The sequence below is a fragment of the Stenotrophomonas sp. HITSZ_GD genome, assembly GCF_029543105.1.
Taxonomy (GTDB): Bacteria; Pseudomonadota; Gammaproteobacteria; order Xanthomonadales; family Xanthomonadaceae; genus Stenotrophomonas_A.
The window spans coordinates 1-14,751 of sequence record NZ_JARQXB010000014.1; the positions used below are offsets into that span (position 1 = coordinate 1).

Here is a 14,751-nt window from a genome sequence, read left to right on the forward strand (position 1 = left end):
GTCGGGCGACATGGACGTCGCCCGACGAGCCCCGCAGGGATGCGGTTGTTGGCGTCCCCCGATGCGGCCGCCCGCCCGTCCACCGCGCGACGTCAATGCAAGCGCCAAAAAAAACATGCAGAAAACGACCCAGCCCTAACCCCACGCGCAGTCCTAGAATGGACAACCATGAACACCCCAACCGATAGCCACCTGATCCACGGCCGCCGCCAGCGCCCGGACGGCCCCGTTCCGGTCGACGTCATTTCCGTGCAGTCCCAGCTCGTCTACGGCCACGCCGGCAACAGCGCCGCGGTGCCGCCGCTGCGCGCCCTCGGCCTGCGCGTGGCTGAAGTGCCGACCACGCTGCTGAGCAACGCGCCGTTCTACAGCACCTTGCGCGGCCGCGTGCTGCCTTCGGATTGGCTGGCCGACCTGCTGCTCGGCGCCAGCGAACGTGGCCTGCCCGCGCGTGCCCGCATGCTGGTGTCCGGTTATTTCGGCAGCACCGCCAATGGCGAAGTGTTCGCCGACTGGCTCGAACGCGAGCAGGCGCACGCGCCGCAGATGCGCTACTGCCTGGACCCGGTGATCGGCGATACCCACACCGGCCCCTATGTCGAAGCCGGCCTGGAGCGCGTGTTCGCCGAGCGCCTGTTGCCGCGCGCCTGGCTGGTCACGCCGAACGCCTTCGAGCTCGGCCGCCTCACCGGGCTGCCCAGCCTCGCGCAGGAAGATGCCATCGCCGCCGCGCGCGTGCTGCTCGAACGCGGCCCGCAATGGGTGCTGGCGCATAGCGTGGGCGGCGCGCCGGGCGAACTCGTGACCCTGGCGGTCAGCCGCGAGGCGGTGTTTCGCTGGCGCACGCCGCACTTGCCAGTCGACGTGGCCGGCACCGGCGATGTGCTGATGGCGCTGCTGATCGGCTTCCTGCTGCGCGATACCCCATTTGAGACCGCCGTCAGCCGCGCGCTCGCCGGCGTGCATACCGCGCTGGAGGCGACGCTGGCCGCCGGCTTCGAGGAGTTCGACGTGCTCGCCGCCGCACCCGCCGCGCTCTCGCCGGCCGATCGCTTCCCCGCCGAGCGCCTGGCGTGACGCCCACGCCGGTCGTCGGCATCGTCGGCAGCGCCGGCGCCTACGGGCGCTGGCTCGCGCGCTTCCTGCGCGAGCGCATGGGGCTGACGGTGTGGGGCCACGACCCGGCCGACGCCGCGTCCCTCGACGAGGCCGAACTGCTGCGCCGCGTCGACGTGCTGGTGTTCTCCGCGCCCATCCGCCACACCCCGGCGCTGATCGCCCGTTACGCCGCGCTGTCCGCCGGCCGCGAGCGCGAACAGCTGTGGCTCGACGTCACCTCGATCAAGCAGGCACCGGTCGCGGCGATGCTGGCCTCGCAGGCCGAGGTCGTCGGCCTGCATCCGATGACCGCACCGCCCAAGTCGCCCACGCTCAAGGGCCGCGTGATGGTGGTATGCGAAGCCCGCCTCTCGGGTTGGCGCCCGTGGGTAAGGCAGCTGTGCACCGCGCTGGAGGCCGAATGCGTGCCCGCCACGCCGGAACACCACGACCGCGTGATGGCGCTGGTGCAGGGCATGGTCCACGCCACGCACCTGGCCCAGGCCGGCGTGTTGCGCGAATACGCACCGCTGCTCGGCGAGCTGCAGGCGCTGATGCCCTTCCGCTCGGCCTCGTTCGAGCTGGATACCGCGGTCATCGCGCGCATCCTGTCGCTGAATCCCACGATCTACGAGGACATCCAGTTCGGCAATCCGTACGTGCCGGACATGCTGGATCGCCTGCTGTCGCAACTGGCCACGCTGCGCGAACTGGTGCGGCAAGGCGACGACGCGGCACGCGCTCGCTTCCGTGCCCAATTCCTGCAGGCCAACCAGCAGGCGCTGGCGCCCGCCAGCCTGGATGCCGGCAACTACAGCTACGAGCGCGTGGGCTACCTGCTGGCCGACCTCACCGAGCCGCTCGCCACCAGCGTGTACCTGCCCCAGGACCGGCCCGGCTCGCTGCGCGCGCTGTTGAACGTGTTCGAGCAGCACGGCGTCAACCTGTCTTCGATCCATTCCTCGCGCACCCCGGCCGGTGAGCTGCACTTCCGCCTCGGCTTCGAGCCGGACACCGACCCGGGCCGACTGGACACGGCCAAGCGCGAGATTGACCGCAGCGGCATCGGTCGCGTGTTGCCGATGCGCTGACCCACGCGGTCATCCACAGGCGATGTGGATGACCGTTGCACGAAGCTGTGGATAAACGCGCGCGGCCCAGGCCTGGCGCGGCTTGCACGCGGTATGGCGAATTATTCGCCAGCGCCCTCAGGCCGTGGACAAGCGCAGCTCGCCGCCCGTGGTGGTGTATTCCTGGCCCTGGCGGATCAGGTGGCGGCCGTCGGCCAGTTCATAGCGCGGGCGCTCGTGCGAGGCGCCCTGCGCCTGTTCGCGGAATTCGATGATGACGTAGGACTCGCCATCGGAGCCGGTGGCGGGAAATTGCCGGAATGACATCGTGCGCCTCCTCATCTGGATCGACGCCGGCCCATGCCGGCGCAGCGCGAGGATGCGCAAGCCGGCGTTACCGCCACGTGGTCAATCGATGAATTGCAGCCGCGCCAGTTCGGCGTACAGGCCACCCTGGGCGAGCAGTTCGGCATGCGTGCCTTGCGCGATGATGCGGCCGCGGTCCATCACCACGATGCGGTCGGCCTTGAGCACGGTGGCCAGGCGGTGCGCGATGACCAGCGTGGTGCGGCCGGCCATCAGCCGCTCCAGTGCCTGCTGCACGGCGCGCTCGCTCTGCGCGTCGAGCGCGCTGGTAGCCTCGTCGAGCAGCAGTACCGGTGCGTCCTTGAGCAGGGCGCGGGCAATGGCGATGCGCTGCTGCTGGCCGCCGGACAGCCGCGCGCCGCGCTCGCCCAGTTCGGTATCGAAACCCTGCGGCAGCTCGCCGATGAAACCTTCGGCCTCGGCGGCGCGTGCCGCCGCGCGCACTTCCTCGTCGCTGGCCTCCAGGCGGCCGTAGCGGATGTTCTCCGCCGCGCTGGCGGCGAACAGCGCCGGTTGCTGCGGCACCAGCGCGATGTGTTCGCGCAGCGGCAGCGGGTCGAGCGCGCGCAGGTCCAGGCCGTCGAGCGATACGCGGCCCGCGTCCGGGTCGTGGAAGCGCAGCAGCAGCGACAGCACCGTGCTCTTGCCCGCGCCGGAGGGGCCCACCAGCGCCACCGTCTCGCCCGGCCGCACGTGCAGGGTGAAGCCATCCAGCGCCGCGTGGTCCGGGCGCTGCGGATAGTGGAAAACCACCTCGTCGAAGCGGATCTCGCCGCGCAGCGGCGCGGGCAGGGCGGTGGGCGCGGCGGGCAGCGCCAGGCGCGGCCGCTCGCGCAGCAACTCGGCGATGCGGCCCATGCCGCCGGCCGCGCGCTGCAATTCGTTCCATACCTCGGCCAGCGCGCCCACCGAACCACCGCCGATCAGCGCGTACAGCACGAACTGGCCCAGCGCGCCGGTGCTCATGCGGCCATCGACCACATCGTGCGCGCCCAGCCACAGCACCGTGACGATCGCGCCGAAGAACAGCACGATGGCTACCGCGGTCACGATCGACTGCGTGCCGATGCGCCGCCGCGCCGCGGCCAGCGTGGCCTCCAGCGCCGCGCCGAAGCGCGCGCGCTCGTAGGGCTCGCGCGCGTGCGCCTGCACCGTGCGCACCGCGCCCAGGGTCTCGGCGGCGAGCGTGTTGGCGTCGGCTACGCGATCCTGGCTGGCACGCGCCATCTTCTGCAGCCGGCGCGCGCCCAGCACGATGGGCAGCACCGCCAGCGGGATGCCGAGCAGCGCCCAGGCCGCCAGCCGCGGGCTGGTGACGAACAGCATCACCAGGCTGCCGATCACCGTGACCGTGCTGCGCAGCGCCACCGACATCGTCGAGCCGATCACCCCGCGCAGCAGCTCGCTGTCGGCCGACAGGCGCGAGACCAGCTCGCCGCTGCGGCTGCGGTCGTGGAATTCCATGTCCATGCCGATCAGGTGGGCGTAGAGCCGGCCGCGCAGGTCGGCCACCACGCGCTCGCCCAGCAGCGAGACGAAGAACAGCCGCGCGGCGGTCGCCACCGCCAGTACCGCGGTGACGACGAAGGCGAGGGCGAAGGTGCGGTTGATCGCGCTGGCGGCGCTGAAACCATGGTCGATGACCTGGCGCGCCACGGCCGGCAGCACCAGCGTCGCCGCCGAGGACACCGCCAGGGCCACCAGCCAGGCTACGAACAGCGGCAGGTGGCGCCGCACGAACGGCCACAACGCGCCCAGGCTGGCGAGGCCGCGCAGGCCGGGGCGCGGGGTATCCGGGGTCGAACTCATGCGGGGGGCTGCTCGCGGACGTGTACCCGGTTCCGGGTGGCGTCGCGCAGCTGGTTTTTCAAGCCCGGCAGGTGCTCGGCCGGCAGCGACAGGCACAGCCACGCGCCTTCGGCGTCGAAATCCTCCTGCGCCTTGGTCGCCAGGCACTGCGCCATGACGCTGTGCACCGTGCCGAGGTCGTCGAAACCGCAGTGCAGCCACACCGTGGCCATCTGCGTGAGCGGCACGCGCGGGGCGGTGCGCAGGCATTCGGCAGCGGTGCCGCCATACGCGCGCACCAACCCGCCGGCGCCAAGCTTGATGCCGCCGTACCAGCGCGTCACCACCACCACGAGGCGGTCCAGCCCCTGGCCATCGATGGCGGCCAGGATCGGTCGTCCGGCGGTGCCGGCCGGCTCGCCGTCGTCGCTGGAGCGGTATTCGCCGCCGATGCGGTAGGCCCAGCAGTTGTGCGTGGCGTCGGCCACCGCGACCTGCGCCAGGAACGCCAGCGCGGCGGCGGCTTCCTCGACCGGCGCAGCGTGGGCGAGAAACCGGCTGTGGCGGATTTCCTGGCGGTGGCTGACCGCGTGGGCGAGGGTTTCGGACATCGCGGCCATTGTAGCGGCGAGGTGACTGCCGACCGTGCGGGTGCGTGCGCCGCGTCAAGAACGCGGGACAATCTTTCCATCTACCCCATGCCCAACGGTTATGCTGGGCACCACAGGGGAGCTGCCGGGAACGGCGGCCATGGATTTTCACAATGCTCATCAGCCCATCCGCCATGGCCCATCGCCTGCGCATCGCGCAGGCGTGTGATCGCGCCGCCGCGGTGCTGGCCGGCGTGATGCCGCCGGGCGCCGCGCTCGCGCTGGCCTGGCGCGATGGGCGGCTGGACGACGAGGCGCACGGCAGTACGCCGGGTGCCGGGCAGGCACTGCGTGATCGCGCCAGCGCCGGGCTGGCACGGCGCGACACACCGGCCCCCGGCGAGCGCCTGCACGTGTGGCGCAGCGACGACGACTTCGCGGTGCTGGCATTGGCCTGGGAAGGTCCGGCGCGCGATGCGGCGGAAGAACGCGCCTGGTTGCGGCTGGCCGAGTGCGTGGTCGGCAGCACGCTGGACAGCGCGCTGCTGCAGGCCGAGATCGAGGACCTGGAGAAGTCCAAGCTGCTGCAGCAGGCGTTGTACGAAATCGCCGACCTGGCCGGCAACGAGCTGGACCTGAGCCAGATGCTGCAACGCATCCACGCGGTGGTCGGCTCGCTGATGTACGCGGAGAACTTCTACATCGTCGAGTACGACGCCGCCGCGGCGAGCATGCGCTTTTTGTACTTCGTCGATCACCAGGACGGTTTCGTCGCCGATCCCTCGCGCACCTACCGCCACGAGGACATCCCCAACAGCCTGACCCTGGCGCTGCTCTCGCGCGGCGTGGCGCTGAGCGGGCCTTCGGATGAACTCTCCGAACGCCTCAACATCTCCCACGATCCCACCCGCGGCCCGGAAAGCCTGGACTGGCTCGGCGTGCCGATGCTGCGCGACGGCCAGGTGGCCGGCGCGATCGTGGTGCAGAGCTACGACGAGAAGATCGGCTTCAGCGAACAGGACCGCATCCTGCTGGCCTATGTCGCCCAGCACGTGCTCACCGCCATCGACCGCCGCCAGGCCAAGGTGCAGCTGGAGCGGCGGGTCGAGGAGCGCACGCGCGAGCTGCAGCACGCCAACCGCGAGCTGCAGGACGAGATCATCGAGCGCAAGCGTGCCGAGAAGCTGCAGCTGGCACTGTTCCGCATCAGCGAACTGGCCGGCGCATCGGAAAGCCTCAGCCAGTACTACGCCGAGGTCCACGACGTGGTCGGCGCCCTGCTGGATGCGCGCAACTTCTACATCGCGCTGATCAACGACAGCGGCGACGGGCTGGAGTTCGCCTATTCGGTGGACGAGCACAACGGCGTGCGCCCGCCGCGCAAGTTCAGCGGCGGCCTCACCGAATACCTGATCCAGACCCGCTCGGCGCTGCTGGCCACGCGCGCGGACATCGACGCGATGGCCGCCGCCGGCAAGCTCACCAACATCGGCGCGCAGGCGCACAGCTGGCTAGGCGTACCGCTGTTCATCGACGACGAAGTGGTCGGCGCGATCGTCGTGCAGAGCTATTCGCCGCAGGTCAGCTACACCCCGCACGACCAGCGCCTGCTCGCCTTCGTGGCGCACAACATCGGCAACGGCCTGGCCCGCCAGCGCAACCAGGCGCGGCTGCGGCTGGCGCATGCCGAGCTGGAAGTGCGCGTGCACGAGCGCACGCGCGAGCTGGCCGAACTCAACGAGCAACTGCTGAGCCAGATCGCCGAGCGCATGCGCGCCGAGCAGCGGCTGACCCACCAGGCGCTGCACGATGCGCTCACCGGCCTGCCGAACCGCGCGCACCTGCTGGACCGGCTGGACGAATCGATCCAGCGCGCCGCGCACGGCGACGGCGCGGCCTTCGCGGTGCTGTTCCTGGACCTGGACCGCTTCAAGCTGGTCAACGACAGCGTCGGCCATGCGGCCGGCGACCGCATGCTGGTCGAAGTGGCGCAGCGCATCGTGGCCACCGTGCGCGCCGACGACGTGGTCGCGCGGCTGGGCGGGGACGAGTTCGCCATCCTGATGCGCTGCCCGGAGGGTGTGGAGGCCGCGCGCGAGCTGGCGCAGCGCCTGCAGGGCGTGCTTGGCCAGCCGATGTGGGTGGCCGGCCGCGAGCTGTTCCCGTCCGGCAGCATGGGCGTGGCGCTATGGAACCGGCGCTACCGCACCGGCGAGGAGATGCTGCGCGATGCCGACGCGGCGATGTACCGTGCCAAGGCGCAGATCGCCGAGCGTTTCGCCGTGTTCGACGAGGCCATGCGCGAGGAAGCGCTGCGCAGCCTGGACCTGGAAGCGGACATGCGCCGCGCGCTCAACAACCGCGATTTCCATCCGTTCTACCAGCCCATCGTGCGGCTGGAGGACAACGTGGTGGTCGGCCACGAGGCGCTGCTGCGCTGGGAGCACGAGAGCCGCGGGCTGCTGCGGCCGAACGTGTTCATCCACTTGGGCGAGGACAGCGGCCTGATCGAACAGGTGGACTGGCAGCTGTACGAGCAGGTGATCGAACACCTGGCGCGCGGGGGCGAGGGCTACGTGTCGGTCAACGTGTCGCCGCGGCATTTCCGTTCAGTGGATTTCGCCGAGCGCTTGCTGGGGCTGATCGACGCGGTTGGCGCCGATCCGGTGCGCCTGCGGCTGGAGATCACCGAAGTGGCGCTGCTGGACGATGCGCCGCGCACGCTGCGCATCCTGCGCACGCTGCGCGAGCGCGGTGTGCTGATCCAGCTGGACGATTTCGGCACGGGCTATTCGGCGCTGTCCTACCTGCACCGCTTCCCGATTTCGGCGCTGAAGATCGACCAGAGCTTCGTGGCCGGCCTGCACCAGGGCGGTGGACAGGATTCGCTGGCGCTGGTGCGCAGCATCCTCGCCCTGGCGGCCACGCTGGGCATCGAGACGGTGGGCGAGGGCATCGAAACCGAGCAGCAGCGGCGCACGCTGCGCGAGCTGGGCTGCCACTACGGGCAGGGCTACCTGCTGGGCAAGCCCACGCCACGGCCGGAAGGCCTGGCCTGGTTGTAGCGGAAGGACGCGTTGCCCTGCCGTTAGTGCTTTTTCCCTGCGTCGCGGCTGAAGCCGCTTCTACAATGGGAAATCAGGCGCCGGGGAGATCAAGCGAAGCGTGGATCAGGACGCGCGCCCCTCAACGCAGCGCGGTGCGCCGCTTCTCGTCAATCCGCGCCAGGAAGTGATGAGGGCGCCCGGCGGGTGGGCGCGTCGCCACGCGTCCTGATCCAGCCGCGTTCACGCATGCTTCTCAACGCAATGCAGTGCGACGCTTCTCGTCGATCCACTTGGACGCCTGCGCCGGCGAATAATCGCGCATCCACTGCAGCATCTGCTCGATATCGCTGCCGTACCAGAGATCCGCACGCTGGTCCGGATGCAGGAAGCGCTCTTCCACCATGCGGTCGATCATCCCGATCAGCGGCGCGTAGAAGCCTTCCACGTCCAGGAACGCGCACGGCTTGTTGCCGATACCCAGCTGGCGCCAGGTCAGCATCTCGAAGATTTCCTCCATCGTGCCGAAGCCGCCGGGCAGGGCGACGAAGCCATCGGCCAGGTCGAACATGCGCGACTTGCGCTCATGCATCGAACCGACGATCTCCAGCTCGGTCAGGCCGCGGTGCGCCACTTCCCAGTCCGCCAGCTGCTTCGGGATCACGCCGGTCACCTCGCCGCCAGCGGCCAGCACCGCGTTGGCCACGGTGCCCATCAGGCCGACGTTGCCGCCGCCGTAGACCAGCCGCAGGCCTTCGCGGGCGATGCGGTCGCCCAGCGCGATGGCGCGTTCGGTGTAGCCCGGCTTGCTGCCGGCGTTGGAGCCGCAATAGACGCAGATGCTCTTCATGTCAGGCCTTTCGTATACGAGTGCTGGAAGCGCGAACGCCGGGCGGGCGCCCGGCGTTCGCTGGAGCGGTCGGGTGCGGCGTTCGCCGCCCCCGGAGCCGGGCTCAGTTGACCTTGTGGATGGCGCGCTTGCTGACTGCCATCGCGGCGTCGTGGATCGCCTCGGACAGGGTCGGGTGCGCGTGGCAGATGCGGGCGAGGTCGTCGGCCGAACCATTGAACTCCATGGTCAGCACGCCCTCGTGCACCAGCTCGGAGACGCCCACGCCCACCAGGTGCAAGCCCAGCACGCGGTCGGTCTCGGCATGGGCGATGATCTTCACCAGGCCCGCCGGCTCGGCCATCGCCACCGCGCGGGCGATCGCCGCGAACGGGAAGGTGCCGACCTTGTACGGGATGCCCTCAGCCTTGCACTGCTGCTCGGTCTTGCCGACCCAGGCGATTTCCGGCTCGGTGTAGATCACCCACGGGATGGTGTCGAAGTTGACGTGGCCCGGCAGGCCGGCGATCAGCTCGGCCACCGCGATGCCTTCCTCGAAGCCCTTGTGCGCCAGCATCGGGCCGCGCACGCAGTCGCCGATCGCCCACACGCCGTCCACGCCGGTGTGGCAGTGGTCGTCGACCACGATCTGGCCGCGCTCGTTGACCTGCACGCCGGTGCCGTCGGCCAGAAGGCCCTTGGTGGCGGCCTTGCGGCCCACCGCGACCAGCAGCTTGTCCACGGTCAGGCTCTTCTCGCCTTCGCTGTCGGTGTAGGTGACGACGACTTCCTTCTTCTTGCCCTTGCCGGTGACTTCGGTCTTGGAGACCTTGGCGCCGAGCTTGATCTCCAGGCCCTGCTTCTTGAATTCCTTGGCGGCGGCCTTGGCGATGTCGGTGTCGGCGGCGGCCAGGAAGTCCGGCAGCGCTTCGAGGATCACCACTTCCGAGCCCAGGCGCTTCCACACGCTGCCCAGCTCCAGGCCGATCACGCCGGCGCCGATGACGGCCAGGCGGTTCGGCACTTCGGTGAAGTCCAGCGCGCCGACGTTGTCGACGATGGCCTCGTTGTCGAACTTGGCGAACGGCAGCTCGATCGAATCCGAGCCGGCGGCGATGATCACGTTGGTGCCCTTCAGCTCGACTTCCGAACCGTCGTGCTGCTTGACCTTGACCACGTTGCCCGGCTGCAGCTGGCCGAAGCCGTAGTAAGTGGTGATCTTGTTCGCCTTGAACAGCATCGCGATGCCGCCGGTGAACTGCTTCACGATCTTGTCCTTGCGGCCGATCATGGTGCCGACGTCCATCTTGGCATCCTTGAAGCTGATGCCGTGGTCGCCAAAGATGTGGCCCATGTTCCAGTACTGGCGCGAGGAATCGAGCAGCGCCTTGGACGGCACGCAGCCCACGCGCAGGCAGGTGCCGCCGAGCGCCGGCTGGCCGTCCTTGCCCAGGGCCGCGTCGATGCAGGCGACCTTCAGGCCCAGCTGCGCGGCGCGGATGGCGGCGTGATAGCCGGCCGGGCCGGCACCGATGACGACGACGTCGAAGTTCTCTGCCATTTTGGAATCCTTGTGCTTGCGCGGGAAGTGCGCGGTGGCCGGCCGGGAAGCACCCGGCGGGCCGGAATCTGGGAGGGCGGGGCGGTCATGGCCGATGTGGCGCCGCCAGCCCCCACAAGCAACCCCCTCGCCGTGCGGGCCGAGGGGGCGGGTGTGCCTTCGTTTACAGGCCGAACAGCATCCGGCCCGGGTTTTCCAGCTGGTTCTTGATGTCCACCAGGAACTGCACCGAATCCTTGCCGTCGATGATGCGGTGGTCGTAGGACAGCGCGATGTACATCATCGGCGCGACCACGACCTGGCCGTTCTCGGCGATCGGGCGCTCCTTGATGGCATGCATGCCCAGGATGGCGCTCTGCGGCGGGTTGACGATCGGGGTGGACATCAGCGAGCCGAAGGTGCCGCCGTTGGTGATCGTGAAAGTGCCGCCCTGCAGCTCTTCCAGGCTCAGCTTGCCGTCGCGCGCCTTCTTGGCGTAATCGGCGATGCCGGCCTCGATGTCGGCGAAGGACATGCGCTCGACGTTGCGCAGCACCGGGGTCACCAGGCCCTTCTCGGTGGACACCGCGATGGAGATGTCCGAGTAGCCGTGATAGATGATGTCGTCGCCGTCGATGGAGGCGTTGACCAGCGGGAAGCGCTGCAGCGCGTTGGCGGCAGCCTTCACGAAGAAGCTCATGAAGCCGAGCTTGATGCCGTGGGCCTTCTGGAACTCTTCCTGCAGCTCCTTGCGCGCGGCCGACACCTTGGCGAGGTTGACCTCGTTGAAGGTGGTCAGCATCGCGGTGGAGTTCTTCGAATCCATCAGGCGCTTGGCGATGGTCTTGCGGATGCGCGTCATCGGCACGCGCTCTTCCGGGCGCGCGCCGCCGGCGCGGGCCACGCCGCCGGACTTGGCGAAGTTGACGATGTCTTCCTTGGTCACCGCGCCGCGACGGCCGGTGCCTTCCACCTGCGACGGATCAACACCCTCGGTGATGGCGGTGAAGCGCGCGCCCGGCGGCAGGCTGTCGGCGGCCGACTTGGCGGCCGGGGCCGGCGCGGCGGCCTTCGGGGCCGGGGCGGCGGTAGCGGCGGCCGGCGCCGCCGGCGCGGCTTCGGCCTTCTTCTCTTCGGCCGGGGCGGCCGCGGCGACCGCGCCTTCCTCGATGATCGCCAGGACCTGGTTGCTGGTCACGGTGCTGCCGGTCTCGAACTTGATTTCCTTCAGCACGCCGTCCACCGGCGAGGGGACTTCGAGCACGACCTTGTCGGTTTCCAGGTCGACCAGATTCTCGTCGCGCTTGACGGCTTCGCCGGCCTTCTTGTGCCAGCTGGCGATGGTGGCGTCGGAAACGGATTCGGGCAGTACCGGGACTTTGACTTCGGTGGCCATTTGAGGAGCGTCCTAGAGTTCTGTTCTTGGGGGGTAAAGGTTATTCAGCGACCTGGTCGTTGAACGGATTGACCAGCGCATCGGCGACCAGCTTCTGCTGCTCGGCGATGTGGTCGGCCATGTGGCCGGCGGCCGGCGAGGGCGAGCGGGCACGGCCGGCGTAATGCAGCGCCTGGCCCTCGGCCAGCACGGCCTGCAGGTGGTGCTTGATCTGGTACCACGCGCCCTGGTTCTGCGGCTCTTCCTGGCACCACACCACGTCGGTGGCCTGGCCGTACTTCTTCAGTTCGGCGGCCAGCAGCGCGCGCGGGAACGGGTAGAGCTGCTCCACGCGCAGGATCGCCACGTCGTCCTGGCCACGCTTCTGCGCGTCTTCCAGCAGGTCGTAGTAGACCTTGCCCGAGCAGGCGACCACACGCTTGACCTTCTTGGCGTCGGCGGCGGCGTCCGGGATCAGGTGCTGGAACTCGCCGTTGGCCAGCTCGTCCAGCGTGGAGACCGCCAGCTTGTGGCGCAGCAGCGACTTCGGCGTCATGACCACCAGCGGCTTGCGCGTGCTCATGCGCATCTGGCGGCGGATCATGTGGAAGCACTGGGCCGGGGTGGTCGGCACGCAGACCAGCATGTTCTCCAGCGCGCACAGCTGCAGGAAGCGCTCCAGGCGCGCAGAGCTGTGCTCCGGGCCCTGGCCTTCGTAGCCGTGCGGCAGGAACAGCGACAGGCCCGAGATGCGGCCCCACTTGGCCTCGCCGGCGGCGATGAACTGGTCGATGACGACCTGCGCGCCGTTGGCGAAGTCGCCGAACTGCGCTTCCCACACGCACAGCGCGTTGGGGTCGGTGGTCGAATAGCCGTACTCGAAGCCCATCACCGCTTCTTCGCTGAGCAGCGAGTCGATCACGGTGGCTTCTTCCGGGTTCTCCACCAGCTGGCGCAGCGGCAGGTAGTAGCTGTCGGTCTTCTGGTCGTGGAGGATCGCGTGGCGGTGGAAGAACGTGCCGCGGCCGGCGTCCTGGCCGACCAGGCGCAGGCGGTGGCCTTCGCTCAGCAGGGTGGCGTAGGCCAGGTTCTCGGCAAAGCCCCAGTCGGCCGGCTGCTCGCCGGCGGTCATCTTCAGGCGGTCCTCGTAGATCTTCGCCACGCGCGGGTGCAGCTCGACGCCGGCCGGCACGGTGTTGATGATCTTGGCCAGCTGGTCCAGCGCGCCGCGCTTGACCGTGGTGTCGACCTTGTCGGTCAGCTTGCCGGACAGGTACTTGGACCAGTCGATGGCGAACTCGTCCGGCTTGCGCGTGGCCAGCTCGGTGGTGAACTCGCCCGAGTCCAGCTTCTCGCGGTAGCCGTCCACCAGCGCCTTGGCCTCGTCGGCCTTCAGCACGCCTTCGCTTTCCAGCTGCGTGGCGTACAGCTCGCGGGTGGTCTTGTGCTTGCGGATGGTCTGGTACATCACCGGGTTGGTCGCCGCCGGCTCGTCGGCCTCGTTGTGGCCCCAACGGCGGTAGCAGACCAGGTCGATGACCACGTCCTTCTTGAACTGCTGGCGGAACTCGTACGCCAGCTGGGTCACGAACATCACCGCGTCCGGGTCGTCGCCGTTCACGTGGAAGACCGGCGCGCCGATCATCTTGGCCACGTCGGTGCAGTACAGCGTCGAGCGGGCGTCGTCGCGGGTGCTGGTGGTGAAGCCGATCTGGTTGTTGATGACGATGTGCATGGTGCCGCCGACGGCGAAACCGCGCGCCTGCGACATCTGGAACAGCTCCATCACCACGCCCTGGCCGGCGAAGGCCGCGTCGCCGTGGATCAGGATCGGCATCACTTCCTTGCGCGCCGCGTCGCCGAAGCGCTCCTGGCGCGAACGCACGGAACCGGCGACGACCGGGTCGACGATCTCCAGGTGCGAGGGGTTGAACGCCAGCGCCAGGTGGACCTGCTTGCCGTCGCCCACGGCGATGTCGGCCGAGAAGCCCATGTGGTACTTCACGTCGCCGGTGTGGGCGCGGTCGTCATGGGCGTGCTCGAACTTGCCTTCGAACTCGTCGAACAGCTTGCGCGGGTTCTTGCCCAGCGTATTGACCAGCACGTTGAGGCGGCCGCGGTGGGCCATGCCGATCACGATGTCCTTCACGCCTTCCTGGCCGGCTTGGCGGACCATGCCGTCCATCATCGGGATCAGCGCATCGCCGCCTTCCAGCGAGAAGCGCTTCTGGCCGACGTACTTGGTGTGCAGGTAGCGCTCCAGGCCTTCGGCGGCGGTGAGGCGCTCGAGGGTGCGGCGACGGCTCTCGGCGCTGCCGGCGATCTTGCCGCCCGCATTCTCCAGGCGCTGGTAGATCCACTGGCGCTGGTCGAATTCCGGGATGTGCATGAACTCGGCGCCGATCGAGCTGGTGTACGTCGCCTTCAGGCGCGCCAGCAGGTCGCGCAGCTTCATGCGCGGCTGGCCGCCGATGCCGCCGGTGCTGAACTCGCTGTCCAGGTCGGCCTGCGAGAGGCTGTGGAACGGCAGGTCCAGGTCCGGCGGGTTGACCGGCGGGGTCAGGCCCAGCGGGTCGATGCGGGCACCCAGGTGGCCGCGCGAACGGTAGGCGGTGATCAGGCGGCCGACGTTGCGCTCGCGCTCGTCGCTGGCACCTCCGGACAGGCCCGCGTTGGCCGCGTTGCGCGCCGCTTCGCCGATGTGGGCGATGACGGCCGAATGCGGCACGTCGCCGGCCTCACGGCCCTTGAAGCCGTCGAAGTAGGCTTTCCACTTGGGATCGACGCTGTCGGGGGAGACGAGGTACTGCTCGTACAGATCCTCGATGTAGGCGGCATTGCCGCCGGCGAGTTGCGAAGACTGCGCAAACTGCTTCAGGAGATTGTCCACGATGGTAAGTCGGGTCGCTTGGGATATGGGGGCTTGCACGTGGCAGGGCCACTTGATCGGCCGCAAGGCCGGTCTGGCGGTGTCAGAGCCCGAAAATTATACCCCCACGCGCCCCCAAGGGGGCGTATGCAATCAGGCGGTTGCGTGCGCGACGGTCAGGC

At 69.2% G+C, this 14,751-nt stretch carries 10 protein-coding genes; 3 read left to right on the plus strand and 7 right to left on the minus strand.

Annotated features, from left to right (window positions below):
* Positions 1 to 168 precede the first annotated feature (168 nt).
* A complete protein-coding gene (gene pdxY / locus P6166_RS13635) occupies positions 169 to 1,077 on the plus strand; it encodes a pyridoxal kinase (protein WP_130318273.1) in 909 nt (302 codons plus the stop codon).
* The gene (locus P6166_RS13640) at positions 1,074 to 2,189 is read left to right on the plus strand and encodes a prephenate dehydrogenase (RefSeq protein WP_277765003.1); all 1,116 of its coding nucleotides are present in this window, start codon (positions 1,074 to 1,076) and stop codon (positions 2,187 to 2,189) included. The genes pdxY and P6166_RS13640 overlap by 4 nt, the downstream gene beginning before the upstream one ends.
* 117 nt (positions 2,190 to 2,306) lie before the next feature.
* On the opposite strand, the gene P6166_RS13645 is transcribed toward P6166_RS13640, so the two are convergent.
* The 3 genes from P6166_RS13645 to P6166_RS13655 all read right to left on the minus strand — a co-directional run bounded on the left by P6166_RS13645 (position 2,307) and on the right by P6166_RS13655 (position 4,933).
* Complete coding sequence (locus tag P6166_RS13645; protein WP_277765004.1) at positions 2,307 to 2,495, minus strand: hypothetical protein; 189 nt, start codon at positions 2,493 to 2,495, stop codon at positions 2,307 to 2,309.
* Between the two features lie 81 nt (positions 2,496 to 2,576).
* Positions 2,577 to 4,343: an ABC transporter transmembrane domain-containing protein gene (locus P6166_RS13650; RefSeq protein WP_277765005.1), complete on the minus strand. Its 1,767-nt coding sequence runs from the start codon at positions 4,341 to 4,343 to the stop codon at positions 2,577 to 2,579.
* Complete coding sequence (locus tag P6166_RS13655) at positions 4,340 to 4,933, minus strand: YigZ family protein (RefSeq protein WP_277765006.1); 594 nt, start codon at positions 4,931 to 4,933, stop codon at positions 4,340 to 4,342. Before P6166_RS13655 ends, P6166_RS13650 begins: the two co-directional genes overlap by 4 nt.
* 152 nt (positions 4,934 to 5,085) lie before the next feature.
* Between P6166_RS13655 and P6166_RS13660 the strand changes: the two genes are divergently transcribed.
* A complete protein-coding gene (locus P6166_RS13660) occupies positions 5,086 to 7,977 on the plus strand; it encodes an EAL domain-containing protein (protein ID WP_277765007.1) in 2,892 nt (963 codons plus the stop codon).
* 235 nt (positions 7,978 to 8,212) lie between these two features.
* Here the strand turns inward: P6166_RS13660 and P6166_RS13665 are convergent, their stop codons facing one another.
* The 4 genes from P6166_RS13665 to P6166_RS13680 form a co-directional block, all read right to left on the minus strand.
* Positions 8,213 to 8,806, minus strand: coding sequence for a TIGR00730 family Rossman fold protein (locus P6166_RS13665; RefSeq protein WP_277765008.1), 594 nt, complete (start codon positions 8,804 to 8,806; stop codon positions 8,213 to 8,215).
* Positions 8,807 to 8,909: 103 nt separating this feature from the next.
* Positions 8,910 to 10,346, minus strand: coding sequence for a dihydrolipoyl dehydrogenase (gene lpdA, locus P6166_RS13670; RefSeq protein WP_277765009.1), 1,437 nt, complete (start codon positions 10,344 to 10,346; stop codon positions 8,910 to 8,912).
* A gap of 163 nt (positions 10,347 to 10,509) precedes the next feature.
* Positions 10,510 to 11,721 (minus strand): dihydrolipoyllysine-residue succinyltransferase, encoded by a 1,212-nt coding sequence (sucB, locus tag P6166_RS13675; protein WP_277765010.1) that lies wholly within the window; start codon positions 11,719 to 11,721, stop codon positions 10,510 to 10,512.
* 40 nt (positions 11,722 to 11,761) lie between these two features.
* Positions 11,762 to 14,590: a 2-oxoglutarate dehydrogenase E1 component gene (locus P6166_RS13680; RefSeq protein WP_277765011.1), complete on the minus strand. Its 2,829-nt coding sequence runs from the start codon at positions 14,588 to 14,590 to the stop codon at positions 11,762 to 11,764.
* Between the last annotated feature and the right edge of the window lie 161 nt (positions 14,591 to 14,751).

Bases quoted from the DNA above. Each gene is read 5' to 3' on its own strand.
- pdxY (WP_130318273.1), top strand. From the start codon at position 169: ATGAACACCCCAACCGATAGCCACCTGATCCACGGCCGCCGCCAGCGC.
- P6166_RS13655 (WP_277765006.1), bottom strand. From the start codon at position 4,933: ATGTCCGAAACCCTCGCCCACGCGGTCAGCCACCGCCAGGAAATCCGC.
- P6166_RS13660 (WP_277765007.1), top strand. From the start codon at position 5,086: ATGCTCATCAGCCCATCCGCCATGGCCCATCGCCTGCGCATCGCGCAG.
- lpdA (WP_277765009.1), bottom strand. From the start codon at position 10,346: ATGGCAGAGAACTTCGACGTCGTCGTCATCGGTGCCGGCCCGGCCGGC.
- P6166_RS13665 (WP_277765008.1), bottom strand. From the start codon at position 8,806: ATGAAGAGCATCTGCGTCTATTGCGGCTCCAACGCCGGCAGCAAGCCG.
- P6166_RS13650 (WP_277765005.1), bottom strand. From the start codon at position 4,343: ATGAGTTCGACCCCGGATACCCCGCGCCCCGGCCTGCGCGGCCTCGCC.
- P6166_RS13645 (WP_277765004.1), bottom strand. From the start codon at position 2,495: ATGTCATTCCGGCAATTTCCCGCCACCGGCTCCGATGGCGAGTCCTAC.
- sucB (WP_277765010.1), bottom strand. From the start codon at position 11,721: ATGGCCACCGAAGTCAAAGTCCCGGTACTGCCCGAATCCGTTTCCGAC.